Here is a 25,372-nt window from a genome sequence, read left to right as displayed (position 1 = left end):
GCCGTTCACACTGCGCGCGTAGTCAGGGGAGAAGGCACTCGACGACCGGAGGAACCATGACTGTCAGCATCGGCTCGCGCGTGATCGGCGGCGGTCGCCCCGCGTATGTGATCGCCGAGATCGGCCTCAACCACAACGGCGACGTCGAAATCGCCAAGCGCCTCATCGACGTGGCAGCGCGCGCGGGCGCGGATGCCGTGAAGTTCCAGAAGCGCACGCCGGAGATCTCCACCCCCGAGCACATGCGCGACGTGCCGCGCGAGACGCCGTGGGGCACCATGACCTATCTGGAGTACCGCCGCCGCGTCGAGTTCGGCCGCGACGAGTACATCGAGATCGGCGACCACGCCACCATGATGGGCCTCGACTGGTTCGCTTCGCCGTGGGACGTGCCCAGCGTCGCGTTCCTGGAAGATCTCGGCGTGGTCGCGCACAAGGCCGCCCCCGCGAGCCTCACCGACACCGAGCTGCTGCAGGCTCTGCGCGACACGGGCAAGCCCGTCATCCTCTCCACCGGGATGTCGACCATCGAGCAGATCGATCGCGCGCTCGACACGCTCGGCACCGACCGCGTGGTGCTCATGCACGCCACGTCGACCTATCCGCTCGAGCCGGAAGAAGCCAACCTCCGCGTCATCGCCACGTTGCGCGACCGCTACCCCGGCATCCCCGTCGGCTACTCGGGGCACGAGCGCGGGCTGCAGATCTCGCTGGCCGCGGTCGCCCTCGGGGCCGTCGCGGTCGAACGGCACATCACGCTCGACCGCACCATGTGGGGCTCCGATCACGCGGCGTCGCTCGAGCCCGCGGGCCTGGAGCACCTCGTGCGCGACATCCGCGTCATCGAGACGGCCCTCGGCGACGGTGTGAAGCGCGTGTTCGAGAGCGAGCGCGCCCCGATGGCGAAGCTGCGGCGCGTCCCGGCATGAGCGACTCGCTGCGCGTCGTCGCGATCGCCGACGCCGACTCGTTCGTGAAGTGGTCGGCGTCGCTGCTGGGCTCCGTCGCCGGCATCCGTCGGCATCTCCTGCTCGTGAAGACCCCGCTGTCGGCCAGCGCGGCGCAGGAGCGGGCGGCGCTGTCGGACACGGGGGTCGAGCCGCATGACGTCACGCGGCTCGCGTTCGCCGACACCCGGGCCTGGCTCGAGGCGCAGCGCCCCGACGTGGTGCTGCTCGCCGGACGGGGACCGTTCGTGCGGCTGCTGGGCCGCGTGATCGACGCGCTCGACCAGCGGCCGGTGACGGTCGCGGGCCTGCCGGGCATGGCGATCCCCGCGCAGCGCGGCGCGCTCGACTACCGCAGGCACGTCGATCTCCTCGTCGTGCACTCCCACCGTGAGGTGCGGGCCTTCGACGAGCTCGGGCGGCGCATCGGCGTGCACGTGCCGACGGCGCTCGCGACGCTGCCATTCGCGAGGCCGCGCGAGCGGATGCTGAGCCCGCAGCGCGCCGGCACGCACGCGGTCGGCGGGCTTCTCGTGGACGAACGGCCGGCGCCTATCGATTCCCCCGTCTCTCCGGGCGGACACGTACGGCGGACTCCCGCGACCGACATCGTGTTCGCGGCGCAAGCGCTCGTACCGGCGGTGCGCTCGCAGCGGGCAGAGATCGCGACACTGCTGCTGCGCACGGCATACGCCGATCCCGACCGCCGTGTCGTCGTGAAGCTGCGGTCGCGCCCGGGTGAGACCGAGACGCACCTCGAGCGCGACAGCTATGCGGAGCTGCTCGACGGGCGCCGCCCCGAGAACCTCGTGTTCTCGTACGAGCCCATGTCGCGAGCGCTGCAGACCGCCGCAGGCCTGGTGACCGTGAGCTCGACGGCGGCGATCGAGGCCGTCGCTCAGGGCGTTCCCGTCATCGCGCTCGACACGTTCGGCGTCAGCAAGTCGCTGCTCAACACGGTGTTCGTCGGCAGCGGCCTGCTGGGCGGACGCAATGAGGTGGTCGGCGGGCGGTTCCGGCATCCGCATCCCGGGTGGCTGCGTGACAACTACTTCCACCCGGAGGCGGAGTCGACGTGGTGGGAGCGAGTCGAGGCCCTCGTCGCGATGCGCAGGGCCGGTGCCCTGCCTGCGCGCCGGGTGCCCGCCGCCCGCGGAGGAGCGCTGCACGAGGCATGGCACCGTGCGAGCGTGCTGGGCCGTGAAGACCGCAGCGCCGCCGGGCGCACGGCGCTTCTCGCCGGTGTCCCGGCGGCGCGGGCGCTCGCCGCGGTGAAACGCCGCCGCACGGCGGCGGGTGGAGGCACCTGGGCCGACGCCACGACCGACTTCACGCTCGAGCCGAACCCGTTCCACGACTCGATCCGCCGATGAGGCGCTCCGGGCCGGCGTCATCCGCCGACTCGGAGCGTTATCCCAGGCAACGCCCCTGGCCTTCGCCACCCGTGGCCGGTAGCGTCGGGGTCATCGCGGCGATCCGGGTGGTCCCGGGCTCCGGCTCATACCCGGCAGCGCTGCGGGTTCGACTCCCGCCGTCGCGTCGAGAAGGGCCTCCGGCTACGCGCGGCCGCGCAGCTGCCCCTCCGTCTCGCCCCATCCGTTCTCGAGCACCGCGAACCCGGCGTCGAGCGTCGCGAGCGGGTCGTCGCTGTCGGTCACCAGCAGCTGCAGCTGCAGCACGAATCGCGAGTAGACGCGGATCTCGCGCGTGGGTGCGGGCAGGCCGAGCTCGTCGGCGATCGCCGCGGCGAGGGCGTCTTCGTGCCGTAGCCACATCTTCGCGGCGTAGTCCCGCAGTGCGGGCGTGGCGTTGAGGAAGCGCATGAACACCCGCGCCACGTCCTCGCCGTGCTCGTCGACGTTCGCGTTCACCTCGGCGGCGTACAGGTCGCGGATCGCGCGGCTGATCCCGACGCCGTCCGCACGGTCGCGCACGGGGGAGAGGAGCCGCTCGCGCTGCTCGTCGTCTTCGTCGAAGACGAGCGCCTTCGCCACGACACATTCGTCTAGACGAATGTGTCAAGAGGTCGTGTTGACGCTCGCGGAGCCGCACGCGCCGAACGCGCCTACACTGAAAGAGTGGCGAGACTGTTGATCATCGGCGGCTTCCTGGCCGTCGTGTTCTGGGTGTTCAGCATCGTCGACTGCGCCGCGCAGCCGGCGACGCGGCACCGAGGTGTGTCGAAGTCCGCCTGGATCGCCATCGTCATCCTCATCCCGGTGATCGGCGGAGTGCTCTGGTTCGCGCTGGGCCGTCGGCGCCGCGCCGACGGAGAGGGCGAACGCCTTCGTGCCCCCGACGACGACCCCGAGTTCCTGCGCAGCCTCAGCCGGTCGGAGCAGGACGCGCGCATCGCTCAGCTGGAGGCCGAGCTCGCCCGCCTCGACGACGAGAACGACGGCTCGACGACGGACCCTCGTCCGTGACCGCGTCGCCGGCGACGGATGCGGCGGCATCCCTTCTCGCCGACCTCGTGGCGAACGGCGTGCGCGATCTCGTGCTCTCACCGGGGTCGCGCTCGCAGGCTCTGGCGCTCGCCGCAGTCGCGCTGGCCGACCGCGGCCTGCTGCGCGTGCACGTGCGCATCGACGAGCGCGTGGCGGGCTTCACGGCACTCGGGCTCGCGCGGGAGACGGGTGCTCCCGCCGCGGTCGTGTGCACCTCGGGAACTGCCGTCGGCAATCTGCTGCCTGCGGTCATGGAGGCGTTCCACGCCGGCGTCCCGCTTCTCCTGCTGACCGCCGACCGCCCGCCCGAGCTCCGCGGGGTCGGCGCGAACCAGGCCACCGTGCAGCCGGGCCTCTTCGGCGCGTTCGTGCGCTGGGCGGTCGACGCGCCCGTCCCCGGCGACGGCGACTGGACCGGACTCGCCACGGTCGCGGTCGCCGCAGCGGTGGGGGCGGAGCTGCCGCCCGACGGCCACGGGCTCGCCGGCGTCGCCGGTCCGGTGCACGTGAACCTCCCGACCCGCGAACCCCTGTCAGGTGCGCTCCCCGCGATCGACGTCGTGCCTGGCGACGCCCCGGATGCTCTCAGCGGGCCGCCCTTCCTGCTCGCGCGCGGGCCGCGCACGCTCGTCGTCGCGGGGGCGGATGCCGGACCCGCGGCCGAACAGCTCGCGCACGACGGCGGATGGCCGCTCATCGCCGAGGTGGTCAGCGGCGCGCGGTTCGGGCGGCATCTCGTGCACGGCTACCGCGAGCTGCTGAACCGCCGCGAGCTCGCCGACCGCATCGAGCGGGTGGTCGTCTTCGGGCATCCGACGCTCAGCCGTGAGGTGGCCAGGCTCATCTCCCGCACCGACGTCGACGTGATCGCCGTCCGCCACGGGGGCGAAGCCCTCGACCTCAACGGGCGCACGCGAGCGGCCGCAGCCCTCGGCATCGAGAACGGTCCGACCGACCGCGAGTGGCTCGGCGAATGGCTCTCGGCATCCGCACCGCTCGCCGTCGATCTCAGTGCACCGGCCCCCGACGCCGACGGTCTCACCTCGACCGACGCTGCGACCCGGCGCGAGGCCGTGCGAGCGGAGCTCGACGCCGTGCGCACCCCGCTCGACCGTGCGCTGCTCGCGGATGCCGTGTGGCGGGCGACGTGGCCGCATGACCGTCTCGTGTTCGGCTCGTCGCGTCTCGTGCGGGTGGCGGATGCCGTGCTCCCCGGCAAGAAGGTGCCGGTGCACGCCAACCGCGGTCTCGCGGGCATCGACGGAACCATCGCCACCGCCACCGGCATCGCGGTGGCCAGCCAGGCGGAGGGCGCCCACGGCGTGACGCGGGTGCTCCTCGGCGATCTCGCTCTGCTCCACGACGTCGGCGCGCTGCTGCTGCCCCCCGACGAGCCGCAGCCCCGGATGCAGGTGATCGTGGGCAACGACGGCGGAGGAACGATCTTCGACGGGCTCGAGGTCGCGGCATCCGCGCCGGCCGCGGATCTCGACCGCGCCTTCTACACGCCGCACACCGTCGACCTGGCGTCGCTCGCCGCCGCCTACGGCTGGGAGTTCCGGCGGGTCACGACGCGTGCGGCGCTCGATCAGGCTCTCACGGGCCCGGTGACGGGGCGGCAGCTGATCGAGGTGCCGCTCGCCCGCTGACTGGCATGATGTGTGCATGAACGCGCACGCCTGGACTCGCATGCTCCGCGTCGAGGAGGGATTCCGACTCGACGACGTCGACGCCGACTCCACTCCCGGGTACTCCGGCGGCAAGTCGCAGGGGAAGAAAGACCTCGCCGCCGGGCTCGTCGAGCTCAACGAGCTTCAGGAGCGCCTCTTCGCGCAGAGCCGGTCGGGCATCGCAGCCGACTCCGTGCTGCTGGTGCTGCAGGCCATGGACTCGGCAGGCAAGGGCGGCATCGTGCGGCACGTGGTGGGCGGCGTCGATCCGCAGGGCGTGGCGCTGTCGGCGTTCAAGGCCCCGACGCCCGAGGAGCTCGAGCACGACTTCCTGTGGCGCGTTGCCCGTCGGCTGCCGGAGCCGGGGTTCATCGGGGTGTTCGACCGCTCCCACTATGAAGACGTGCTCATCGCGCGCGTGCGGGCTCTGGCTCCGGCCGACGAGATCGAGCGGCGCTACGACGCGATCAACGCGTTCGAGGCCGAGGCGGCGTCTTCCGGCATCCGGCTGGTGAAGGTGATGCTGCACATCTCACCGGAGGAGCAGAAGGAACGGCTCATGGAGCGGCTCGAACGCCCGGACAAGTACTGGAAGTACAACCCGGGCGACGTGGACGAGCGGATGCGCTGGCCCGAGTACATGCAGGCGTACCAGACGGTGTTCGAGCGGACATCGACCGAGGTCGCACCGTGGCACGTGGTCCCCGCGAACCACAAGTGGTATGCGCGTCTGGCGGTGCAGGAGCTGCTGCTCGCGGCGCTGCAGGACATCGATCCGCAGTGGCCGGCGGCCGACTTCGACATCGAGGCCGAGAAGAAGCGCCTCGCCGCGACCTGAGCGGCGGACTGCCGGCGGCTTCGCCGGCTCGGCGCGGCCGGGCGAGGCTCAGGCGAGGGCGTCGACGAGCGGGCGGAACTTCACCCGCGTCTCAAGCAGCTCCGACTCCGGATCCGATCCCGACACGATGCCGGCGCCCGCGTATGCGGTGACCGCGATGTCGTCCGATCCGGCGGTGAACTGCGCGCAGCGCAGCGCGATCGCCCACTCGCCGTTGCCTGCCGCGTCGACCCAGCCCACCGGTCCGGCGTAGCGGCCGCGGTCGAACGGCTCCAGCTCGCGGATCGCCTCGATCGCGGCATCGGTGGGGGTTCCCGCGACGGCGGCGGTCGGATGCAGCGCCCCGATGAGGTCGAGCGAGGAGCCGCCCTCGGCGAGCTCGCCTTCGACGTCGGTCGCGAGGTGGAACAGGTTCGGCAGCTTCAGCAGGAACGGCTGCTCGCTGGCCGCGAGCGCGCGCGTGTGCGGGCGCAGCGACGCGAGCACGCTCTGCACGGCGTACTGGTGTTCATCGAGGTCCTTCGTGCTCGACGCGAGCGAGGCGGAAGCGGCCGTGTCGGCGTCGGCATCCGCTCCTCGTCCGATCGTGCCGGCGAGGACGCGCGCCGTGACGGTGCGGTTCTGCACGGTCACCAGGGTCTCCGGGCTCGCGCCGATGAGGCCGTCGACGGCGAAGGCCCAGGTGTCGGGGTAGCCCGTGGAGAGCGCGCGCACCAGTCTGCGCAGATCGGATGCCGCGGGGATCGTCCCCGTGAGGTCTCTGGCGAGGACGACCTTGCTGACCTCGCCGCGGGCGATGCGCTCGAGCGCGCGGCGCACGGAGTCCTGATAGCCCTGGGGGCTCTGCGCGCCGGGGCCGACCGTTCCCGCCCAGTGCGGACCGTACTCGCGCGGATCCGGCATCCCGGTGTCGGTGGGGCTGGGGTCGGCGGCGGTGGGGTCGGCGGCGCCGGCGCCGGTGTCGGTGGGATCGGTGGCGGTGGTGTCGGTGGGGTCGGGGTCGGTGGTGCGGATGCGGGTGAGCCAGGTGCGTCCGCGGTGGCGCCCGATCACGGCGCTCGGGACGATCAGCACGCTGTCGGCCGACGAGCGCTCGTCGAAAGTCAGGGCGCCGAACGCGACGAGGCCGGTGCCGGGGAGTCCGACGGGATCGTCGATCTCGGCATCGCACGTGAGGCCGCGCCAGGCTTCGGCGATCACGGCGGAGCGGATGCCGTCGGCTCCCGCGGGGACGCGGATCGTCGCCGCGACTCCGGATCCGGCTGCGACGATGCCGTCGCCGCGTCGCAGCCACACGAGGGGTGCTGCGGCATCCGCGTAGGCGAGGGGATCTTCGACCGGATCGATCTCGCGGGTCGTCACGACCAGCCTGCTGCTCACCCTCCCAGCCTAGTTCCCCGCCCCTCGCCCCTCGCCCCTCGCCCCTCGCTCAGGTATGAGTTGTGGTCGGAAATTCGCCGAAAATCCGACCACAACTCATACCTGAGCGGGGCGGGGAATACGGTGGGGAGATGAGCGACGCCCGCCCGGCACCCGGCACCGAGATCGTCTTCCAGTGGCGCAAGTGGGACGGGTCGCCGCACTGGCGGCACGAGTGCGTGTACCTCGGCGCGGATGCCTGGGGCGACTGGGTCGGCCAGCCGGCCGGGTGGCACAGTGCGCGGCCCGGCGCGGAGTTCTTCGCGGCCTCGCCCAACGTGACGCTCGTCCCGCGGCAGGGCGACTTCGCGCTCACCGTGAACCGCCGACATCCGAAGGGCATGCGGGTGTACATCGATCTGGGGTGGGAGATCGGATGGTCCGACGACCCGCTCCTCGTCACCGGCATCGACATGGATCTCGACGTCATCCGGGTCGAGTCGGAGCGGGGCACGTGGGTCGACGACCGCGACGAGTGGGCAGAGCACAGCGCGCTGTATGGCTACCCGCGTGAGGTGATGTCCACGCTGGAGGCGCTGGCGCTCGACCTCGAGCAGCGGGTGCGCGACCGGGTGGCGCCGTTCGATGACGCGACGGCCGACCCCTGGCTCGACCGGCTCGAAGCGCTCGGCCTCGCGCGTCCGCTCTGACCCAGGACGCCCTCCACGCCCGCGCGGCGCAACGCGCTCGCCGCATGCCCTCGACCCCCGACAGCCCCGGGCGGATGCCCAGCCCGCGCGCCTAGACTGAACGGGTGACCCCGACAGAGCCCAACCGCGCAGACCTCGGCAAAGACCCGGCCCGCGTCAGCGGCATGTTCGACCAGGTCGCCCGCGGCTACGACCGCACCAACGTCGTCATGACGGTCGGCAACGACGCGCTGTGGCGCGCGGCCACCACCCGCGCCGTCGCCCCGAAGCCGGGCGAGCTCATCCTCGACCTCGGCGCCGGCACCGGCTCGTCGTCGGCCTCGCTGGCACGCAGCGGCGCACAGGTCGTCGCTGCCGACTTCTCTCCCGGCATGCTCGCGGAGGGGCGCCGGCGTCACGGCAGCATCCGCAATCTGTCGTTCGTGCAGGCGGATGCCGAGAACCTGCCGTTCGCCGACGACGAGTTCGACGCGGTCACGATGTCGTACGCGCTGCGCAACGTGCACGACCCCAAGCGTGCCCTGCGCGAGCTGTTCCGCGTGACCAAGCCCGGCGGCCGCCTCGTGATCAACGAGTTCTCCACTCCGCCGGGGCGCCTGTTCCGCGGGGCCTACCGCTTCTACAACGCGCAGGTGCTGCCGCGGGTGGCACGCCTGGCGGGCACGAACGGCGAAGCATACGACTACCTCAACGAGTCGATCCGCGAGTGGCCTGACCAGCGCACGCTCTCGGCGTGGATCCGTGAGGCGGGATGGACCGACGTCGCGTACCGCAACCTGACCTTCGGCATCGTGGCGCTGCACCGGGCCCGCAAGCCAGCATCCGCGTGACCGAGCGCCTCCACGGCCCGGGTAGGCTGGGAGCGTGACTTCGAGCCCCACCGCCCCGGGTTCGCGACTCGCGAGCCGTCTCGGCTTCAGCGACCGCGTGTTCGTCGGGCCCGCAGCCCGCCGCGTCGCCCGCCGCATCGAAGAAGGGCTCGAACTCGTCGAGACGGGGCTCGCCGAAGACGTGCGCGTCGCCGACCCGCTCGCCGACGCCGCGAGCCGCTACCTCTACGAGGCCGGGGGCAAGCGCATCCGTCCCGTGCTGACGCTGCTGTCCGCCCAGCTGGGCGAGGGCAACACGGATGCCGTCATCGACGTCGCGAAGGCGCTGGAGATGACGCACCTGGGGTCGCTGTACCACGACGACGTCATGGACGGCGCCGACCGTCGCCGCGGTGTCCCCGCCGCGCACGCCGTGTGGGGCAACAGCATCGCGATCCTCACCGGCGACATCCTCTTCTCGCGCGCCAGCCAGCTGATGTCGCGCCACGGCGACCGCGCCATCCGGCTGCAGGCCGACACGTTCGAGCGCCTCGTGCTGGGGCAGATGCACGAGACGATCGGCGCGCAGCCCGACGACGAGCCGATCGACTTCTACATCCAGGTGCTCGCCGACAAGACTGGCTCGCTCATCGCCGCGGCGACGCAGGCCGGCGTCATCTTCTCGAACGCGCCGACGGAGTACGAAGAGCCGATGCGCGTCTATGGCGAGAAGATCGGCGTCGCGTTCCAGCTGCTCGACGACGTGATCGACCTCTCCGCCAAGCCGGAGGACACGGGCAAGGTGCCGGGCACCGATCTGCGCGCCGGCGTGCCGACCATGCCGTACCTGCTGCTGAAGGCCGAGAGCGATGAGGCGTCGGTCGACCTCGCGCGGCGTATCGACGAGGGTGTGGCCCGCATCGCCGGGGGAGAGGACCCGTCGATCCTCGACGGACCGCTCGCCGAACTGCGCGACCACGCCGTCACCCACAAGACGCTCGAGCTCGCCCTCGCCTGGACTCGCGACGCGATCGACGCGCTCGCACCCCTGCCCAAGGGCACGGTGCGCGACGCGCTGACCCGGTTCGCAGAGACCCTCGCCGAGCGCTCCAGCTGATCCCGCCTCTGCGGTGCGGTGATGACGGATGCCGTGCCCGATGAAAGGACTCCGATGACCAAGCTCCGACTCGCCATCGTCGGCGCCGGCCCCGCCGGCATCTACGCCGCAGACATCCTGCTGAAGGCCGAGCGCAAGTTCGACGTGTCGATCGACCTCTTCGAGCAGCTGCCTGCACCGTACGGTCTGGTCCGCTACGGGGTCGCGCCCGATCACCCCCGCATCAAGGGGATCATCACCGCGCTGCGCGATGTGCTCGACCGGGGCGACATCCGTCTCTTCGGCAACGTGCGGTTCGGTGAGGACATCACGCTCGACGATCTCAAGCGCCACTACAACGCGGTGATCTTCGCCACGGGCGCGATCCGCGACACGTCGCTCGACATCCCGGGTATCGACGCGATCGGTTCGTACGGCGCCGCCGACTACGTGAGCTGGTTCGACGGGCACCCCGACGTGCCGCGCGAGTGGCCGCTCGACGCGGCATCCGTGGCGGTGCTCGGCAACGGCAACGTCGCGCTCGACGTCTCGCGGATGCTGGCGAAGCATGCCGAGGATCTGCTCGTCACCGAGGTGCCGGACAACGTGTACCAGGGTCTCAAGGCCAGCAAGGTGACGGACGTGCACGTGTTCGGCCGCCGCGGCCCCGCGCAGGTGAAGTTCACGCCTCTGGAGCTGCGTGAGCTCGGCGAGCTGCGCGACGTCGACATGGTCGTGTACGACGAGGACTTCGACTACGACGAGGCGTCGAAGGATGCCATCGCCAGCAACAAGCAGGTCATGGTGATCGACCGTATCCTGCAGTCGTGGCGCAAGCGCGAGTCGGTGAACAACGCGGGCGGCTCCGCGTCGCGCCGCCTGCACCTGCACTTCTGGGCGCGGCCGGTCGAGGTGCGCACCGACGACCAGGGTCGTGTGGCCGCTCTCGTCTACGAGCGCACCCGTCCCGACGGCCAGGGCGGGGCGGTCGGAACCGGTGAGCTCCGCGAGGTGCCCGTGCAGGCGCTGTACCGCGCGATCGGCTACTTCGGTTCCCCGCTTCCGGGCGTTCCGTTCGACAAGAAGCACGGCGTGATCCCGAACCACGAGGGTCAGGTGCTCCACAAGGACTCGAACGAGCGCGTGCCCGGCGTGTACGCCACGGGGTGGATCAAGCGCGGACCGGTCGGCCTCATCGGCCACACCAAGTCGGATGCGATGGAGACCGTGCGGCACCTCATCAACGACCAGGGGTCGTGGTGGCGCCCGGAGGAGCCGTCGGAGGATGCCGTCGTAGCGCTGCTCGAGGAGCGCGGTGTGCGCTGGACCGACCTCGACGGCTGGCACCGTCTCGACGAGCACGAGATCGCCCTCGGCGCGCCGCAGGACCGCGCGCGTGTGAAGGTGGTTCCGCGCGAGGAGATGGTGCGCGTCTCGCGAGGGGAGTGACCCCGCCGGGTCGCCGACCGCGCGGCCCGCGCAGGGAGGTTCGGATAGCCTGACGGCATGGCCGACTGGATCCCCGATGTGCTCGGTGACGAGTTCGAGCAGTTGACGCTCGACCTCGGCGAGGACGACGAGGGACCGGTCGTCGCGACGCTCGTGCGGGCGCTCCCGCGACGGACGACGTGGTGGGAGAAGACGACGCGCTCGTTCCGGGGTGCGTCTGGCCCGGAGCGGATGCTCGACGGTGTCGATGTGCTGTACGTGCACGGCTGGTCGGACTACTTCTTCCAGAAGCGGCTCGCGCGGTTCTGGACGTCGCGCGGCGCGCGGTTCTTCGCGCTGGATCTGCGCAAGTACGGCCGGAGCCTGCGTCCGCAGCAGACGCCCGGCTACGTCACCGATCTCGCGACCTACGACGAGGACATCGCCGCCGCCCTGGCGGAGATGGGACATGCCGAGGGCGAGGAAAGCACGGATCGACGCCTCGTGCTGTTCGGGCACTCGACGGGCGGGCTCTCGCTGAGCCTGTGGGCGTCGCGGCATCCGGATGCTGCGGACGCTCTCGTGCTCAACAGCCCGTGGCTGGAGTTCCAGGTGGCCTCGGCCAGACCGCTGCTCACTCCGATGGCGGAGCTGCAGGCGCGCTGGGCGCCGCGTGACGTGGCGCCGCAGGTCGACCTGGGCTTCTACACGCGCGCGCAGCAGGAGGTCGCCGATCCCGATGATCCGGTCGAGGTGAACCTCGAGTGGCGGCCGGTGCAGACGATGGCCGTGCACGCCGGCTGGTTCCACGCGATCCTGCGGGGTCACGCGACCGTTGCTGCGGGACTGGCCATTCCGGCTCCCGTGTGCGTGCTGCTGTCGGCGCGTTCGGCGACTCCGGCGCGCTGGTCGGAGGACCTCACCCGTGCCGACTCCGTGCTGGCGGTCGACGCCGTCGCGCGTGCTGCGCTGAAGCTCGGGCCGTCGGTGACGGTCGAACGCATCGACGGCGCGCTGCACGACGTCTTCCTGTCGCGGCACGACGCGCGCGAGGAGGCTTATCGCCGCCTCGAACGCTGGGTCACAGGCTGGGCCGCCGGTTCTCAGACGTAGTGCATCTCGCGGGCGAGCCGCTCCGCCTCGTCGGCATCGCCCTGGAGCACGGCGTCGCGGAAGTCGCGGCAGATCTGCTGCATCCGCGGCCGGTCGTCGCTCGGGACGACCCATTCGCGCAGGTTGCGGAACAGAGCCATGCCGGAGTCTTGCACGAGCACCCGCTGCTGGGCGTTGTGACTGTGGTCGCTGAGGTACGAGAACACTGCCCAGCGCGTCTGCGAGATGGCGGCGGCGTCGTCGAGAGCCGTGTACATCTGCTCGACGAGCCCGGCGACGTGCTCGCGCTGCGCCGGACTCATGCGCGAGACGGCCATGCGGGCCGAGACGCCGGCCTGATAGCCGGCGAACTCGAGAGACTGTGCGACGATCTCGGGCGTGACGGCCGTGACCTCGGTGAACCTGCTCGGGTACATGGTCACGAGCCCCAGACGCTCGAGCCGCTGCAGCGCTTCACGTACGGGCGTTCGCGAGACGTGCAGCTCCTCCGCCACGTCGACGTCGCGGATGCGGTGACCGGGAGGGAAATCACCCTCGACGATCCTCGTCGCGATGTGGTGGAACACCTCTTCGGCGAGCAGTTGCTTGCTCTCACCCAATCCGTTCCGCTTGCTGTGCATGGACCGCCCCCAGTTGCATTTCCCGATTCCGGGCCCCCCATGATGTGCCCGGAGGGCAACTACATCACGAACGGAGTCCCGATGCCAACCTCCGGGGCGCATTCGCGCGAATAGGTACTCGCATGCGCACCGGACCTGTTTTTTCCCAGATCGTTCCTGAGTTTTGCTCTGTGGTCGGCGAGCGTAGGGGCGCTCGCCGACCACAGCGATGCCGGGCACGGAACCGCCGTACGCCCCAGTCCCCACTGGCCGGTTCGTGATCCCGAGAACACGAACCCGATAACGGCAGTGCGTCATGCCAGGGCATCGATTGCCGCTTTCCGGTAGCGACATGTCAAGTCTTGGTCAACTAAACTCGTATATCAGTATGCGATCCGGGCTGTGGATAAGCCGTTGCTCGCGCGTATCGGCACCGAACCTGAGGAGGCTGACGGTCCCACAAGCACGCCCTGAATGGACCGCACTCACCGGGCGAGAACACGGCTGCGCAAAGGCGTGAGGAAAGGTCGGCCGAGCATCACACGGGCCGACCCGCGCGTTACGGTGGAAGGCAGAGCTCAGTCGTACGGGGGCAGCATGGAGTTCCAGTTCGCGTTCGTCAACTTCCTCGTGACGGTGCTGCTGATCGGTGGGCTGATCTGGTTCGTGATCGCCCTGCTCCGCCGTTCGCTGCGAAAGTTGGTTCGTACCGAAGTTCGGGCCATGTACGGTCCGCGCGCGAAGACCCCGCAATCGAACAGGGGCACCGACTAGGTTGCCGAAGCCGAGGGAAGAGCTCCCGGTCGGCAGCTCGCTCTACCGGTAGTTGATGAACTGCAGGTCGACGTCAAGGTCGGCGTTCTTCAGCAGCGCGATCACGGCCTGCAGGTCGTCGCGGCTCTTCGACTGCACGCGCAGCTCGTCGCCCTGGATCTGGCTCTTGACGCTCTTCGGGCCTTCTTCGCGGATGAGCTTGCTGATCTTCTTCGCGTTCTCCGACGAGATGCCGTTCTTCAGGCTCGAGACGATGCGGAACTCCTTGCCGCTCGCGAACGGCTTGCCTGACTCGAGGCTCTTGAGCGAGATGCCGCGCTTGATGAGCTTCGACTGGAAGACGTCGAGCACGGCCTTGGCGCGTTCCTCCGAGTTCGCCTTGATCAGCACCTGCTCGCCGCTCCACTCGATGGACGCACCGGTGCCCTTGAAGTCGTAGCGCTGCTCGATCTCCTTGTGGGCCTGGTTCAGGGCGTTCTGCGCCTCCTGGTGGTCGACTTTCGAGACGATGTCAAAGGAACTGTCAGCCATACGAGAAGTGTACCGACCGGCCTGTTTGCAGCGACCGGTGGAAGCGTTTTCACCCGCTTCCACGCCCCAGGCGACTGTCACAGGTTGATATCGACGCAATCTTCCATTGCGCATCACGCCGAACTCGTTGCATACTGTAAGCGCTTGCAGTCCTGCAGGCCATCAGCACTGAGAGAGGCTCACACCAATGAAGGTGAACAAGAGGGGCATCGCCGCCTTCGGCGCGATCGCCGTGGTTTCGACTCTGTCGCTCGCCGGATGCGCGAGCGGAGGCACCGCGGACGGCGGATCGTCCGACGGGGACAAGGATGCCAGCACGCTCACTGTCTGGGTCGACGCCGAGCGCGTCGACGCGCTGCAGGACGCGGCAGACGCGTACGAGAAGAAGACCGGTGTCACGGTCAAGCTCCTCGGCAAGAGCGTGGATGACATGAAGGACGACTTCATCCAGCAGGTCCCGACCGGCAAGGGCCCCGACATCGTCATGGGCGCGCACGACTGGCTCGGCGAGCTCTCGGCGAACGGCGTCGTCGCTCCGCTCGAGCTCGGTGACTCGGCATCCGACTACCTGCCCGTGGCCCTTCAGGCGGCCACCTACGACGGCACCGTGTACATGCTGCCGTACGCCGTCGAGAACATCGCCATCCTCCGCAACGCCGACCTGGCGCCCGAGCCGGCGACGAGCTTCGACGACATGACGGCGAAGGGCGGCTTCGTCGTCGAGCAGGGTGCCGAGGGCAACCCGTACCACCTGTACCCGTTCCAGACCGCGTTCGGCGCTCCTGTGTTCGGCACCGACAGCTCCGGCAGCTACGACCCGGCCAACCTCCAGCTCGGCAGCGAGGGCGGCTTCGCGTTCGCCGATTGGCTCGCAGCGCAGGGCAAGAACGGCACCGGCGTGCTCAACACCGATGTCGACGGCGAGATCGCCAAGCAGCAGTTCCTCGACGGCAAGGCCGCGTTCTGGCTCACCGGTCCCTGGAACGTGGGCACCGCGGTCGACGCCGGCATCAACGTCGCGATCGACCCGATCCCGAGCCCCAGCGGCCAGACCGCTTCGCCGTTCGCCGGCGTGAAGGGCTTCTTCGTCAGCGCCGAGTCGAAGAACAAGGTCGCCGCGAACGACTTCCTCGTCAACTACATCGGCACGGAAGACGTGCAGCTCGAGCTCTTCAAGGCCGGCAACGTGCTCCCCGCGCTCACCGCGGCCGCTGACAGCGCGGCATCCGACCCGATCATCGCCGGCTTCCAGGCCGTCGGCGCCGACGCCGTTCCCATGCCCGCCATCCCCGCGATGGGCTCGGTGTGGCAGTTCTGGGGCGTCGCCGAGGCCGCGATCATCAACGGCGCGGACCCGAAGGCGACGTGGCAGAAGCTCGTCGACGACGTGACCGCCGCGATCAAGTAACACCAAGCCAGCACCCGCTGCCGGGGCGGACGAGCATCCGCCCCGGCAGCTTCACGACGGGGACGAGATGACTGACACCGCTGAGCCGACGGCTCCTCCGACCACGCGCCAGCGCCAGGCGGCGAAGATCGCCGAGGCGGCATCCGGTCCGATCGGCTGGACGCTGCTGAAGATCCTCCTGCTGGCCATCGTCGACGCGATCGCCCTCTACGCGGCGTACGTGCTCTTCACGCACCAGGAATGGCTCGTGCTGGGCATCGTCGTGGTCGTCGCGGCGCTGGTGAACTGGATCTACTTCTCCCGCAAGCGCGTACCGGCGAAGTACCTCACGCCCGGAATCATCTTCCTCGTCGTGTTCCAGGTGTTCACGCTGCTCTACACGGGGTACATCGGCTTCACGAACTACGGAACCGGCCACAACGGCACGAAGGAGCAGGCGATCTCGTCACTGCTCGCCTCCGCGCAGGAGCGCGTGGAGGACTCGCCCACATACCCGGTCACCGTGGTCGAGCAGTTCGGCACCTACGGTCTGCTCGTGACCGACCCCGACACCGGCGACGCGCTGCTCGGCACCGCCGACCAGCCCCTCACCGAGGTCGACGCGGAGTTCGCCGGCGGCCAGGCGGTGGGCGTCGACGGATGGACGACGCTCCCGATCGCGAAGGTGTTCACCCTCTCGGCCGAGCTCGAGAAGCTGTCGGTTCCCTTCAGCGACGACCCCAACGACGGCAGCCTCCGCGCCCCCGACGGGCAGAAGGGCTACCTCTACGTGTCGACTCTGGCGTACGACGCGGATGCCGACACCATCACCGACACGAAGAACGGCACGGTGTACTCCGATCTCGGCACGGGTGCCTTCACCTCGGAGGACGGCGAAGAGCTGCTCCCCGGATGGCAGACCACCGTCGGGTTCGACAACTTCGTCAGGGCCATCTCCGATCAATCGATCCGCGGGCCCCTGATCTCGGTGACCGTGTGGACCTTCGTGTTCGCCCTCGTCTCCGTGGCGTCGACGTTCTTCCTCGGACTGCTGCTCGCGCTCGTGTTCAACAACACGCGGATGCGGTTCCGCAACGGCTACCGGATCATCCTGATCCTTCCCTACGCCTTCCCCGCGTTCCTGTCGGCGCTCGTGTGGGCGGGCATGATGAACGAGAGCTTCGGCTTCATCAACCAGGTGCTCTTCGGCGGTGCCGAGATCCCGTGGCTCACCGACCCGGTGCTGGCCAAGGTGTCCGTCCTGCTCGTCAACCTCTGGCTCGGCTTCCCCTACATGTTCCTCGTGTGCATGGGTGCGCTGCAGGGCATCCCCTCGGATGTGAACGAGGCCGCCGTGATGGACGGCGCGAACCCGTGGCAGATCTTCCGGCGCATCAAGCTGCCGCTGCTGCTGGTCACGGTCGCGCCGCTGCTGATCTCGTCGTTCGCGTTCAACTTCAACAACTTCAACCTCATCTACATGCTCACCAACGGTGGCCCGCGCTTCGACGATGTGAGCATCCCGGTCGGGCACACCGACATCCTCATCTCGATGGTCTACAAGGTGGCCTTCACGGGCCAGAACCGCGACTACGGACTGGCCTCCGCCTTCACCATCCTGATCTTCATCGTGGTGGCGACGATCTCGATCATCAGCTTCCGCAAGACCAAGGCCCTCGAGGAGCTGAACTGATGAGCACCGACACCGTCGTCTCCCGCCGCGGTCGCCGCAGCTTCGGCGCCTGGTTCGCCGACACCGGATGGCGTCATCTGGTCGCCATCGTCGTGAGCGTGTTCGCGCTGTTCCCGCTGCTGTATGTGCTGTCGGCCTCGCTGAACCCGCGAGGCACGCTCACCGGCTCGAACCAGCTGTTCTCGGCCATCGGCTTCGACAGCTACCTGCGGATCCTCAGCGATCCGCAGGCTCCGTACGGGCTGTGGTTCCTCAACACGCTCATCATCGCCGCGATCACCGGTGCCGCGACGGTCTTCCTCGGTGCTCTGGCGGCGTACGCGTTCTCGCGCATGCGCTTCACGGGGCGCCGCGTCGGTCTCGTCACGATCGTCGTGGTGCAGATGTTCCCGCAGCTCCTCGCGGTCGTCGCGATCTTCCTGCTGATGTCGACGCTGGGGGACTGGTTCCCCGCGATCGGGCTCAACACGCACACCGGCCTGATCCTCGTGTACCTCGGCGGCGCGCTCGGCGTGAACACCTACCTCATGTACGGCTTCTTCAACACCCTGCCGATCGAGCTCGACGAAGCAGCGCGCATCGACGGAGCAGGTCACGCGCGCATCTTCTTCACGATGATCCTGCCGCTGGTCGCGCCGATTCTCGCGGTGGTCGCGCTGCTGTCGTTCATCGGCACGGTGAACGAGTACGTCATCGCGAGCGTCATGCTCGTCGACGTCGACAAGCAGACGCTGGTCGTCGGCCTCACCAAGCTCGTCGCGAACCCGCGCTACGCCGACTGGTCAGCGTTCTCGGCCGGGGCCGTGATGGCCGCGGTCCCCGTGATGATCCTCTTCCTGTTCCTGCAGAAGTACATCGTCGGCGGTCTCACCGCCGGCGCCACGAAGGGCTGAGCTGCGCGCCTGTCGTCGTCGCCTGGGAGGGCGGCGGCGACGCACGGCCGCGCGCGGGTGCCGTATCGTGCAAGGCATGCTAGCTTGTCTCGCATGGTAGGCGACGTCGGATCGCAGCTGCGCAAGGGGGTCGTGGAGTACTGCGTGCTCGGCCTCCTCGGGTGCGAGCCGATGTACGGCTGGCAGCTGTCCGATGAGCTCACGCGGGCCGGTCTCATCGCGAGCATCGGCACGCTCTATCCGCTGCTGGCACGGCTCCGCGACAACGGATGGGTCAGCACGTTCGAGCAGCCGTCCGAGAGCGGACCGGTGCGCAAGTACTACCGCCTCACGGATGCCGGGACGCGCCAGCTCGTCCGATTCCGTGCACAGTGGACGCCGTTCGCCCGTGCGGTCACGGGCTTCGTCGGAGAGGAACGACCGTGATGGATGCCGATGCTGCGCGCCTGCGCGATGACTACCTGGCCCGTCTCGACGAGGCAATGAGCGGAGTGCCGCACGGAATCGCCGTCGACATACGCCAGGGCGTGTGGGAAGAGCTCACGGGTCGCGACCGCGAGGAGACGGCCGCGCGCATCGCTCAGCTCGGCGATCCCGCCGACATCGCCCGCGAGGCGCAGCGGGAGGTGCCCGGCGTTCCGGTTTCGTCGCCCGCGCCGTCGGTGCTGTCATCGCGAGGATTCGCGATCGCGGCCGCGCTCACTCTGAGCTTCGGCGGCATCGTGGTCCCGGTCGTCGGTTGGGGCGTCGGCGTCGTGCTGGTCTGCGTGAGCCCGCTGTGGCGGGCGTGGGAGAAGTGGACTGCGGTGCTCGCGCCCGTCGGCATCGCCGCGGTGTCGCTCCTCGTCACATGGTCGGTCGCCGCGCTCATGGACGGCGACGCACAGACGGGGCTCGCTGCGGAGGGGCACAACCCGCTCGTGCCGACGGCGATGGAGTTCGGTACCGCGCACAGCGTGATCATCGTCGCGTTCGCCTTGGTGCCGGTATCCGGGCTCTGGCTGCTCTGGCGCCTGAGGGGGCGCACCCGCAGCTGAGCGGGAGCTGACGCCGAGGCGTCATCGGCGTTGCTCCGGTGGGCGGCGCGGGTGCGGACGTAGCGTGGGGGCATGGCACGAGTGGGCGGACGCAATCTGGCGGTCAGCTGGATCGCCGGAGTGATCTGCGCCGCCGTCGTGGCGGGGCTCGCGTGGTTCGCGTTGCCGATGCTGCCCGTGATGGCCGAGTTCTTCGGTGAGGGCATCCGATCGATGGCCCCGTAACAGCCGGCTGAACGACACGTCGGCATGCCTCCGGCGGGCGACCGCGGCCCGGCGGTACCCTCGCACTGACACTTCCGACGAGAGGCGCACCCCCATGAGTGACCCCGAGGCTCCCCGGCCCGAGCAGCCGTCCGACGTGAACGACGTCGTCGACAGCGCGAACGCTGGACTCGATGCCGCCGCAGCGGCGGGTGCAGACGTCCCCGGTGCGTCCGCGAAGCCCGTCGACGCGGCGGACGCGGACGCGAAGAGCGACGTCGACCCCGACCTCGCGGCATTTGAAGCGGCAGAGCGCGAGCACCCCGGCACGTTCTCGACACCTGAGCTGAACCAGGCCCTCGCCGCCGATACGGCGGACGACCAGCCTGCGACCGCCGCGTACGACGCGGCATCCGACCGTGCCGACGCGGCACCCGACCGTGCCGACGCGGCATCCGACCGTGCCGACGCGGCACCCGTCGAGCACCACGAGTCGGCGATGACGGACGCGGCATACGCGCCTCCCGCGGCGGATGCCGAGACGCGCGCCGAGACCCGCATCGTGCCGTCCGAGCCTGCGCCGGTCGAGGCTGCGGCCGCTCCGACGCTGCTGCAGCAGCAGCCCATCTTCGTGCAGGCCCCAGAGCCTCCGCGGGAGCGCGGCAACCGCGGCACCGCCGGTCTCATCGGCCTGCTCGCGACGCTGGCCTTCGCCGTCCTGTACCTCGGCACGATCCTCGGCCTCGGCGCGATCGCCGGAGACGTGACCGGTGAGAACATCGGCGATGCCGCGCTCGCGCCGCTGACGACCTGGGGCTTCTGGGTGCCCGTCGTCGTGTTCTTCCTCGGGTTCTGGCTGCTCGGCGCGTTCATCAACCGCGGACGCTGGGGCCTCTGGGTCGTGTTCGGCATCATCGTGGGCGTCTTCGCGTACGGCGGCTACATCCTCGGCCAGCTCTTCGAGGCGCCGTTCTGGTCGCTGACCACCGCCGACGGCGCGGAACTCGTGAACGAGCAGCTGCTGTCGCCGCTCGCGATCGCCGCGTTCGTGTTCGGCCGGGAGCTGACCATCTGGTTCGGTGCGTGGGTCGCTCGCAGCGGTGCCCGCAAGACCGAGCTCAACGCCGAGGCGCAGCGCGAGTACGAGCGCACCCTCGAAGCCGGGCCGACGCTGGCGAGGTAAGCCACGAACAGTACGACGCCGAACCCCCGCGGGCCCGAGTCCGCGGGGGTTTCGGCCGTCCTGGCGGTCGTGATGGCCGTGATCGGCTTCTTCGCGCTGGCCGTGTTCGGGCTCGGAGCTGTGAGCGTCGCGACCGACTCCGACATCATCTCGACGCCGGGCCTCGGGCAGGCACCGGGGATCGTCGGGATGCTCGTCGCGGTCGGGGCGTTCGCGCTGGCGCTCGGCACCGCTCTTCGGCGGATGCGGCCATCGTTCCTCTCGGTGCCGTCGATCGCCCTCGTCACGGCGCTCGCACACCTCGTCGCCGTATGGATCGTGGTGCTGATCGCCGGCGGCGACCTCATCATCGCCACCGCCGTCTCGGGAGAGCTCGTGCGGCGCGGGCCGAGCGCCGTGCTGCTGCTCGCGGCAGCCGTCGCCGCATGGGGCGGTGTGGCACTGCGGCGCACCAGGGCACAGCATCCGCGGTGGCCGTGGGAACGCCACGACGACGACGAATAGACCTGCCGTCCCGCGCGGCGACGCGGGAAATCGCACCGACACGCCCGACCGAGCCGTACGCTGGAAGCGTGGAGCGCTCGCTGGAGACGCAGGTCGACCAGGCCGTCGAGGCCTGGCTGCGCTGGGTGCCGCGCTGGGAGCCGGCCACCCACCGCGGACGCGTCGCGCCGTGCCGGCGCTGTCTCGGGTCGCCCATCCTGTCTGCGGCGGGCATCGGCGCCAACACACCGCACGGCGTGCAGCACGGGCTGTCGACAAGGATCAAGACCATCGTCGATCACGCCGTGGCCGAGTACACGGCTCGCAACCTGCCGATGCTGCAGCGAGAGCTCGATCAGCAGGCGGCCCGCAACCGTGCCCGCAGCTACCGGCCGACCGAAGACCTCGATCCCGAGTTCGACGGCCTGCCCCTCGACCCCGATCCGGTGCCCGGTGCGCCGTTCCTCTTCACGATCGCCGGCCTCGCCGACGAATCCGCCGCGGAGCTCCCGCCGCTGCCGCCCCTGAGCGACGAGGCCAAGATCGCCCTGCGCCAGGAGGTGGCGCTCGCCGACGAGTACGCGAACATGATCGGTCGCGAGATCTGCGGCATCCTGCTGCGTCATCGTCTCGCGATCCAGGCTGCGATCGCGCAGCACGTCGAACCGCAGATCGAGGCGCTGCTGGCCGAACTGACCGAGTCGCTCGACTCGCCGTTCGACCCCGACATGCCCTAGCCCTGCGGCTACAGGCTCGACGGGGGAGTACAGGGTCGGTGCGCGCGTCTCATCGCCGCGACCGCCGAGCGGAGGACCGGCGTCGATGGCTCCGTCGCCGCGCGGATCGGAGACCTGCGGTGACCTCCGTGCACATTTGACCGCCACGTTACGCGGCATTACACTTGACCAGGTGTGTGCACGTCTTGACGTGCGCGCAGGGCGTCGGCTCCCAGTCGGTCCGCCCCCACGGCATACCCACCACACCAAAAGCGCGTCGGCTCCGGCGTGCCGGTGGGTCATGATGTGAAACCCATCGCGCTGTCACCGTGCAGCACCTACTAGGAGAGAACGTGCCAACCATTCAGCAGTTGGTTCGCAAGGGTCGTACGCCCAAGGTCTCGAAGACCAAGGCACCCGCCCTGAAGGCGAACCCGCAGCAGGCCGGGGTCTGCACCCGCGTCTACACCACCACCCCGAAGAAGCCGAACTCGGCGATGCGCAAGGTCGCACGTGTGAAGCTCCGCAACGGCACCGAGGTCACCGCGTACATCCCCGGTGAGGGCCACAACCTGCAGGAGCACTCGCTGGTGCTCGTCCGCGGTGGCCGTGTGAAGGACCTCCCCGGTGTCCGCTACAAGATCGTCCGTGGCGCCCTGGACACCCAGGCCGTCAAGAACCGTAAGCAGGCTCGCAGCCGCTACGGCGCGAAGAAGGGCTGAGTCCAATGCCTCGTAAGGGTCCCGCCCCCAAGCGTCCCGTCGTCAACGACCCGGTCTACGGCGCTCCGATCGTCAGCCAGCTGGTCAACAAGATCCTCATCGACGGCAAGAAGTCGCTCGCCGAGGCCATCGTCTACGGCGCCCTCCGCGGTGTCGAGGCGAAGTCCGGCCAGGACGCCGTCGCCACGCTGAAGAAGGCGCTCGACAACGTGCGCCCCACGCTCGAGGTCAAGAGCCGCCGCGTCGGTGGTTCGACCTACCAGGTGCCGGTCGAGGTCAAGCCGCACCGCGCGAACACGCTCGCGCTGCGCTGGCTCGTCAGCTACGCCAAGGGCCGTCGTGAGAAGACGATGACCGAGCGTCTGCAGAACGAGATCCTCGACGCGTCGAACGGCCTCGGTGCCGCGGTCAAGCGCCGCGAGGACACCCACAAGATGGCCGAGTCGAACCGCGCGTTCGCTCACTACCGCTGGTGACAGCTTCGCTCGCCCCCGGCATCGCGCCGGGGGCGGGCACCCACTTTTCGCAGTACGACTGCCAAGAAAGATAAGGACACTCCTGTGGCACAAGACGTGCTCACCGACCTGAGCAAGGTTCGGAACATCGGCATCATGGCGCACATCGATGCCGGCAAGACCACCACGACCGAGCGCATCCTGTTCTACACGGGCGTCAACCACAAGCTCGGCGAGACGCACGACGGTGCCTCGACCACCGACTGGATGGAGCAGGAGAAGGAGCGCGGCATCACGATCACGTCTGCTGCCGTGACCTGCTTCTGGAACAAGAACCAGATCAACATCATCGACACCCCCGGTCACGTGGACTTCACCGTCGAGGTGGAGCGCTCGCTGCGCGTGCTCGACGGTGCTGTGGCGGTGTTCGACGGCAAGGAGGGCGTCGAGCCCCAGTCCGAGACCGTGTGGCGCCAGGCCGACAAGTACAACGTCCCCCGCATCTGCTTCGTCAACAAGATGGACAAGCTCGGCGCGGACTTCTACTTCACGGTCGACACCATCGTCAACCGCCTCGGCGCCAAGCCGCTCGTGCTGCAGCTGCCGATCGGTGCCGAGAACGACTTCGTCGGCGTCGTCGACCTCATCGAGATGCGCGCGCTGGTGTGGCCGGGCGACGCCAAGGGTGACGTGACGATGGGTGCGTCGTACGAGATCCAGGAGATCCCGGCCGACCTCAAGGACAAGGCCGAGGAGTACCGCCAGCAGCTGCTGGAGACGGTCGCCGAGACCGACGAGGAGCTTCTCGAGAAGTTCTTCGGCGGCGAGGAGCTGACCATCGCCGAGATCAAGGGCGCCATCCGCAAGCTCGTCGTCGCCGGCGAGATCTACCCGGTGCTCTGCGGTTCGGCGTTCAAGAACCGCGGTGTGCAGCCCATGCTCGACGCGGTCGTCGACTACCTGCCGTCGCCTCTCGACGTGCCCGCCATCGAGGCGCACGACCCGAAGGACGAAGAGAAGATCATCGAGCGTCACCCCGACGCCAAGGACCCGTTCGCCGCGCTGGCGTTCAAGGTCGCGGTGCACCCGTTCTTCGGTCGTCTCACCTACGTGCGCGTGTACTCGGGCGAGCTCGAGTCGGGCGCTCAGGTCATCAACTCGACCAAGGGCAAGAAGGAGCGCATCGGGAAGATCTTCCAGATGCACGCCAACAAGGAGAACCCGGTCGACAAGCTGACCGCCGGCAACATCTACGCCGTGATCGGCCTGAAGGACACCACCACGGGTGACACCCTCGCCGACATCAACGCGCCGGTCGTCCTCGAGTCGATGACGTTCCCGGAGCCGGTGATCGAGGTCGCCATCGAGCCGAAGACCAAGGCCGACCAGGAGAAGCTGGGCGTCGCGATCCAGAAGCTCGCCGAAGAAGACCCGACCTTCCGCACGGAGCTCAACCCCGAGACCGGTCAGACGACCATCAAGGGCATGGGCGAGCTGCACCTCGACATCCTCGTCGACCGCATGAAGCGGGAGTTCAAGGTCGAGGCGAACGTCGGCAAGCCGCAGGTGGCGTACCGCGAGACGATCCGCAAGGCCGTCGAGAAGCACGACTACACGCACAAGAAGCAGACCGGTGGTTCTGGTCAGTTCGCGAAGATCCAGTTCACGATCGAGCCGCTGCCGCTCGACGCGGAGAAGACCTACGAGTTCGAGAACGCCGTCACCGGTGGTCGCGTGCCTCGTGAGTACATCCCGTCGGTCGACGCCGGTTTCCAGGACGCGATGAACGTCGGCGTGCTCGCGGGCTACCCGATGGTCGGCGTCAAGGCGACCCTCGTCGACGGTGCTGCGCACGACGTCGACTCCTCGGAGATGGCGTTCAAGATCGCGGGCTCCATGGGCTTCAAGGAGGCCGCTCGCCGCGCCAACCCCGTGCTGCTCGAGCCGCTGATGGCCGTCGAGGTGCGTACTCCTGAGGAGTACATGGGCGACGTCATCGGTGACCTGAACTCGCGTCGTGGCCAGATCCAGTCGATGGAGGATGCCGCGGGCGTCAAGGTGGTGCGCGCTTCGGTGCCGCTGTCCGAGATGTTCGGCTACATCGGCGACCTGCGTTCGAAGACCTCCGGTCGTGCCGTCTACTCCATGGAGTTCGACAGCTACGCCGAGGTCCCGAAGGCCGTCGCGGACGAGATCGTCCAGAAGGCCAAGGGCGAGTAACAACTTCTGGGAGCCGGGCCCGTCCCGGCTCCCAGGTCTCCTACAACTTCACATTCCC

At 69.3% G+C, this 25,372-nt stretch carries 27 protein-coding genes and 1 tRNA gene; 24 read left to right on the top strand and 4 right to left on the bottom strand.

Annotated features, from left to right (window positions below; translation table 11 throughout):
- Nucleotides 1–56 precede the first annotated feature (56 nt).
- From AB663_RS00980 to AB663_RS17045, 3 genes are all read left to right on the top strand, one after another.
- Complete coding sequence (locus AB663_RS00980; RefSeq protein ID WP_067194660.1) at nt 57–929, top strand: N-acetylneuraminate synthase family protein; 873 nt, start codon at nt 57–59, stop codon at nt 927–929.
- On the top strand, nt 926–2,320 hold the full coding sequence (locus tag AB663_RS00975) for a DUF6716 putative glycosyltransferase (protein WP_067194657.1): 1,395 nt from the start codon (nt 926–928) through the stop codon (nt 2,318–2,320). The genes AB663_RS00980 and AB663_RS00975 overlap by 4 nt, the downstream gene beginning before the upstream one ends.
- A gap of 94 nt (nt 2,321–2,414) precedes the next feature.
- Nucleotides 2,415–2,487: transfer RNA gene (locus tag AB663_RS17045), tRNA-Met, on the top strand.
- A 16-nt stretch (nt 2,488–2,503) separates the two neighbouring features.
- On the opposite strand, the gene AB663_RS00970 is transcribed toward AB663_RS17045, so the two are convergent.
- On the bottom strand, nt 2,504–2,941 hold the full coding sequence (locus AB663_RS00970; RefSeq protein WP_232304595.1) for a TetR/AcrR family transcriptional regulator: 438 nt from the start codon (nt 2,939–2,941) through the stop codon (nt 2,504–2,506).
- Nucleotides 2,942–3,025: 84 nt separating this feature from the next.
- Between AB663_RS00970 and AB663_RS00965 the strand changes: the two genes are divergently transcribed.
- Genes AB663_RS00965 through AB663_RS00955 form a run of 3 tightly spaced genes read left to right on the top strand, consistent with a single transcriptional unit; the run spans nt 3,026 to nt 5,902 of the window.
- Nucleotides 3,026–3,373: a PLD nuclease N-terminal domain-containing protein gene (locus AB663_RS00965; RefSeq protein ID WP_067194654.1), complete on the top strand. Its 348-nt coding sequence runs from the start codon at nt 3,026–3,028 to the stop codon at nt 3,371–3,373.
- Nucleotides 3,370–5,043, top strand: coding sequence for a 2-succinyl-5-enolpyruvyl-6-hydroxy-3-cyclohexene-1-carboxylic-acid synthase (menD, locus tag AB663_RS00960; protein ID WP_067194652.1), 1,674 nt, complete (start codon nt 3,370–3,372; stop codon nt 5,041–5,043). The genes AB663_RS00965 and menD overlap by 4 nt, the downstream gene beginning before the upstream one ends.
- A 16-nt stretch (nt 5,044–5,059) precedes the next feature.
- Nucleotides 5,060–5,902 (top strand): polyphosphate kinase 2 family protein, encoded by an 843-nt coding sequence (locus tag AB663_RS00955; protein ID WP_067194649.1) that lies wholly within the window; start codon nt 5,060–5,062, stop codon nt 5,900–5,902.
- A 48-nt stretch (nt 5,903–5,950) separates the two neighbouring features.
- On the opposite strand, the gene AB663_RS00950 is transcribed toward AB663_RS00955, so the two are convergent.
- Entirely contained in the window at nt 5,951–7,282 is a 1,332-nt protein-coding gene (locus AB663_RS00950) for an isochorismate synthase (RefSeq protein ID WP_067194646.1), read from the bottom strand.
- 131 nt (nt 7,283–7,413) lie between these two features.
- Here AB663_RS00950 and AB663_RS00945 point away from each other — a divergent pair, with 131 nt between their 5' ends.
- The 5 genes from AB663_RS00945 to AB663_RS00925 all read left to right on the top strand — a co-directional run bounded on the left by AB663_RS00945 (nt 7,414) and on the right by AB663_RS00925 (nt 12,417).
- Entirely contained in the window at nt 7,414–7,971 is a 558-nt protein-coding gene (locus AB663_RS00945) for a DUF402 domain-containing protein (RefSeq protein ID WP_067194642.1), read from the top strand.
- 104 nt (nt 7,972–8,075) lie between these two features.
- Nucleotides 8,076–8,801 carry a class I SAM-dependent methyltransferase gene (locus AB663_RS00940; RefSeq protein WP_067194639.1) on the top strand — a complete coding sequence of 242 codons (726 nt, stop codon included), beginning with the start codon at nt 8,076–8,078 and terminating at the stop codon, nt 8,799–8,801.
- A 34-nt stretch (nt 8,802–8,835) separates the two neighbouring features.
- Nucleotides 8,836–9,897: a polyprenyl synthetase family protein gene (locus tag AB663_RS00935; protein WP_067194636.1), complete on the top strand. Its 1,062-nt coding sequence runs from the start codon at nt 8,836–8,838 to the stop codon at nt 9,895–9,897.
- A 54-nt stretch (nt 9,898–9,951) separates the two neighbouring features.
- A complete protein-coding gene (locus AB663_RS00930; protein WP_067194632.1) occupies nt 9,952–11,325 on the top strand; it encodes an FAD-dependent oxidoreductase in 1,374 nt (457 codons plus the stop codon).
- Between the two features lie 57 nt (nt 11,326–11,382).
- Complete coding sequence (locus AB663_RS00925; protein ID WP_067194629.1) at nt 11,383–12,417, top strand: alpha/beta hydrolase; 1,035 nt, start codon at nt 11,383–11,385, stop codon at nt 12,415–12,417.
- Here the strand turns inward: AB663_RS00925 and AB663_RS00920 are convergent.
- Nucleotides 12,408–13,037: a GntR family transcriptional regulator gene (locus AB663_RS00920; protein WP_067194626.1), complete on the bottom strand. Its 630-nt coding sequence runs from the start codon at nt 13,035–13,037 to the stop codon at nt 12,408–12,410. The two genes, AB663_RS00925 and AB663_RS00920, sit on opposite strands and share 10 nt — an antisense overlap.
- Before the next feature lie 576 nt (nt 13,038–13,613).
- Between AB663_RS00920 and AB663_RS17040 the strand changes: the two genes are divergently transcribed.
- Nucleotides 13,614–13,790, top strand: a complete 177-nt coding sequence (locus tag AB663_RS17040; RefSeq protein WP_157540791.1) for a hypothetical protein — start codon at nt 13,614–13,616, stop codon at nt 13,788–13,790.
- Between the two features lie 42 nt (nt 13,791–13,832).
- On the opposite strand, the gene AB663_RS00915 is transcribed toward AB663_RS17040, so the two are convergent.
- Nucleotides 13,833–14,321 carry a YajQ family cyclic di-GMP-binding protein gene (locus tag AB663_RS00915; RefSeq protein WP_067194624.1) on the bottom strand — a complete coding sequence of 163 codons (489 nt, stop codon included), beginning with the start codon at nt 14,319–14,321 and terminating at the stop codon, nt 13,833–13,835.
- Nucleotides 14,322–14,508: 187 nt separating this feature from the next.
- Here AB663_RS00915 and AB663_RS00910 point away from each other — a divergent pair, with 187 nt between their 5' ends.
- From AB663_RS00910 to fusA, 12 genes are all read left to right on the top strand, one after another.
- Complete coding sequence (locus AB663_RS00910) at nt 14,509–15,729, top strand: sugar ABC transporter substrate-binding protein (RefSeq protein ID WP_067194622.1); 1,221 nt, start codon at nt 14,509–14,511, stop codon at nt 15,727–15,729.
- 67 nt (nt 15,730–15,796) lie between these two features.
- Complete coding sequence (locus tag AB663_RS00905) at nt 15,797–17,401, top strand: ABC transporter permease subunit (RefSeq protein ID WP_067194618.1); 1,605 nt, start codon at nt 15,797–15,799, stop codon at nt 17,399–17,401.
- Nucleotides 17,401–18,294 (top strand): sugar ABC transporter permease, encoded by an 894-nt coding sequence (locus AB663_RS00900; protein ID WP_067194615.1) that lies wholly within the window; start codon nt 17,401–17,403, stop codon nt 18,292–18,294. Before AB663_RS00905 ends, AB663_RS00900 begins: the two co-directional genes overlap by 1 nt.
- Before the next feature lie 93 nt (nt 18,295–18,387).
- Entirely contained in the window at nt 18,388–18,720 is a 333-nt protein-coding gene (locus AB663_RS00895) for a PadR family transcriptional regulator (RefSeq protein ID WP_067194612.1), read from the top strand.
- Nucleotides 18,717–19,331, top strand: coding sequence for a hypothetical protein (locus AB663_RS00890; protein WP_157540788.1), 615 nt, complete (start codon nt 18,717–18,719; stop codon nt 19,329–19,331). The genes AB663_RS00895 and AB663_RS00890 overlap by 4 nt, the downstream gene beginning before the upstream one ends.
- A gap of 72 nt (nt 19,332–19,403) precedes the next feature.
- The gene (locus AB663_RS17280; protein WP_198147899.1) at nt 19,404–19,556 is read left to right on the top strand and encodes a hypothetical protein; all 153 of its coding nucleotides are present in this window, start codon (nt 19,404–19,406) and stop codon (nt 19,554–19,556) included.
- Between the two features lie 94 nt (nt 19,557–19,650).
- Nucleotides 19,651–20,718 carry an ABC transporter gene (locus tag AB663_RS00885; protein ID WP_067194606.1) on the top strand — a complete coding sequence of 356 codons (1,068 nt, stop codon included), beginning with the start codon at nt 19,651–19,653 and terminating at the stop codon, nt 20,716–20,718.
- A 72-nt stretch (nt 20,719–20,790) separates the two neighbouring features.
- On the top strand, nt 20,791–21,222 hold the full coding sequence (locus tag AB663_RS00880; RefSeq protein WP_232304669.1) for a hypothetical protein: 432 nt from the start codon (nt 20,791–20,793) through the stop codon (nt 21,220–21,222).
- A 68-nt stretch (nt 21,223–21,290) separates the two neighbouring features.
- On the top strand, nt 21,291–21,938 hold the full coding sequence (locus AB663_RS00875; RefSeq protein ID WP_067194600.1) for a spermidine/putrescine ABC transporter substrate-binding protein: 648 nt from the start codon (nt 21,291–21,293) through the stop codon (nt 21,936–21,938).
- A gap of 332 nt (nt 21,939–22,270) precedes the next feature.
- Complete coding sequence (rpsL, locus tag AB663_RS00870; protein WP_067194597.1) at nt 22,271–22,639, top strand: 30S ribosomal protein S12; 369 nt, start codon at nt 22,271–22,273, stop codon at nt 22,637–22,639.
- Nucleotides 22,640–22,644: 5 nt separating this feature from the next.
- Nucleotides 22,645–23,115: a 30S ribosomal protein S7 gene (gene rpsG, locus AB663_RS00865; RefSeq protein ID WP_067194594.1), complete on the top strand. Its 471-nt coding sequence runs from the start codon at nt 22,645–22,647 to the stop codon at nt 23,113–23,115.
- Nucleotides 23,116–23,199: 84 nt separating this feature from the next.
- Complete coding sequence (gene fusA, locus AB663_RS00860; protein WP_067194591.1) at nt 23,200–25,314, top strand: elongation factor G; 2,115 nt, start codon at nt 23,200–23,202, stop codon at nt 25,312–25,314.
- The last annotated feature ends 58 nt before the right edge of the window (nt 25,315–25,372 follow it).

Origin of the sequence: Microbacterium sp. XT11 (assembly GCF_001513675.1) — a bacterium.
Lineage (GTDB): Bacteria > Actinomycetota > Actinomycetes > Actinomycetales > Microbacteriaceae > Microbacterium.
This window is presented reverse-complemented; position numbering and strand designations above follow the sequence as displayed.

Bases quoted from the DNA above. Each gene is read 5' to 3' on its own strand.
- AB663_RS00945 (WP_067194642.1), top strand. From the start codon at position 7,414: ATGAGCGACGCCCGCCCGGCACCCGGCACCGAGATCGTCTTCCAGTGG.
- AB663_RS00900 (WP_067194615.1), top strand. From the start codon at position 17,401: ATGAGCACCGACACCGTCGTCTCCCGCCGCGGTCGCCGCAGCTTCGGC.
- AB663_RS17040 (WP_157540791.1), top strand. From the start codon at position 13,614: ATGGAGTTCCAGTTCGCGTTCGTCAACTTCCTCGTGACGGTGCTGCTG.
- AB663_RS00980 (WP_067194660.1), top strand. From the start codon at position 57: ATGACTGTCAGCATCGGCTCGCGCGTGATCGGCGGCGGTCGCCCCGCG.
- AB663_RS00895 (WP_067194612.1), top strand. From the start codon at position 18,388: ATGGTAGGCGACGTCGGATCGCAGCTGCGCAAGGGGGTCGTGGAGTAC.
- AB663_RS00925 (WP_067194629.1), top strand. From the start codon at position 11,383: ATGGCCGACTGGATCCCCGATGTGCTCGGTGACGAGTTCGAGCAGTTG.
- AB663_RS00910 (WP_067194622.1), top strand. From the start codon at position 14,509: ATGAAGGTGAACAAGAGGGGCATCGCCGCCTTCGGCGCGATCGCCGTG.
- AB663_RS00885 (WP_067194606.1), top strand. From the start codon at position 19,651: ATGAGTGACCCCGAGGCTCCCCGGCCCGAGCAGCCGTCCGACGTGAAC.
- AB663_RS00905 (WP_067194618.1), top strand. From the start codon at position 15,797: ATGACTGACACCGCTGAGCCGACGGCTCCTCCGACCACGCGCCAGCGC.
- AB663_RS00915 (WP_067194624.1), bottom strand. From the start codon at position 14,321: ATGGCTGACAGTTCCTTTGACATCGTCTCGAAAGTCGACCACCAGGAG.
- AB663_RS17280 (WP_198147899.1), top strand. From the start codon at position 19,404: ATGGCACGAGTGGGCGGACGCAATCTGGCGGTCAGCTGGATCGCCGGA.
- AB663_RS00920 (WP_067194626.1), bottom strand. From the start codon at position 13,037: ATGCACAGCAAGCGGAACGGATTGGGTGAGAGCAAGCAACTGCTCGCC.
- AB663_RS00880 (WP_232304669.1), top strand. From the start codon at position 20,791: ATGGCCGTGATCGGCTTCTTCGCGCTGGCCGTGTTCGGGCTCGGAGCT.
- rpsG (WP_067194594.1), top strand. From the start codon at position 22,645: ATGCCTCGTAAGGGTCCCGCCCCCAAGCGTCCCGTCGTCAACGACCCG.
- AB663_RS00975 (WP_067194657.1), top strand. From the start codon at position 926: ATGAGCGACTCGCTGCGCGTCGTCGCGATCGCCGACGCCGACTCGTTC.
- AB663_RS00955 (WP_067194649.1), top strand. From the start codon at position 5,060: ATGAACGCGCACGCCTGGACTCGCATGCTCCGCGTCGAGGAGGGATTC.
- AB663_RS00930 (WP_067194632.1), top strand. From the start codon at position 9,952: ATGACCAAGCTCCGACTCGCCATCGTCGGCGCCGGCCCCGCCGGCATC.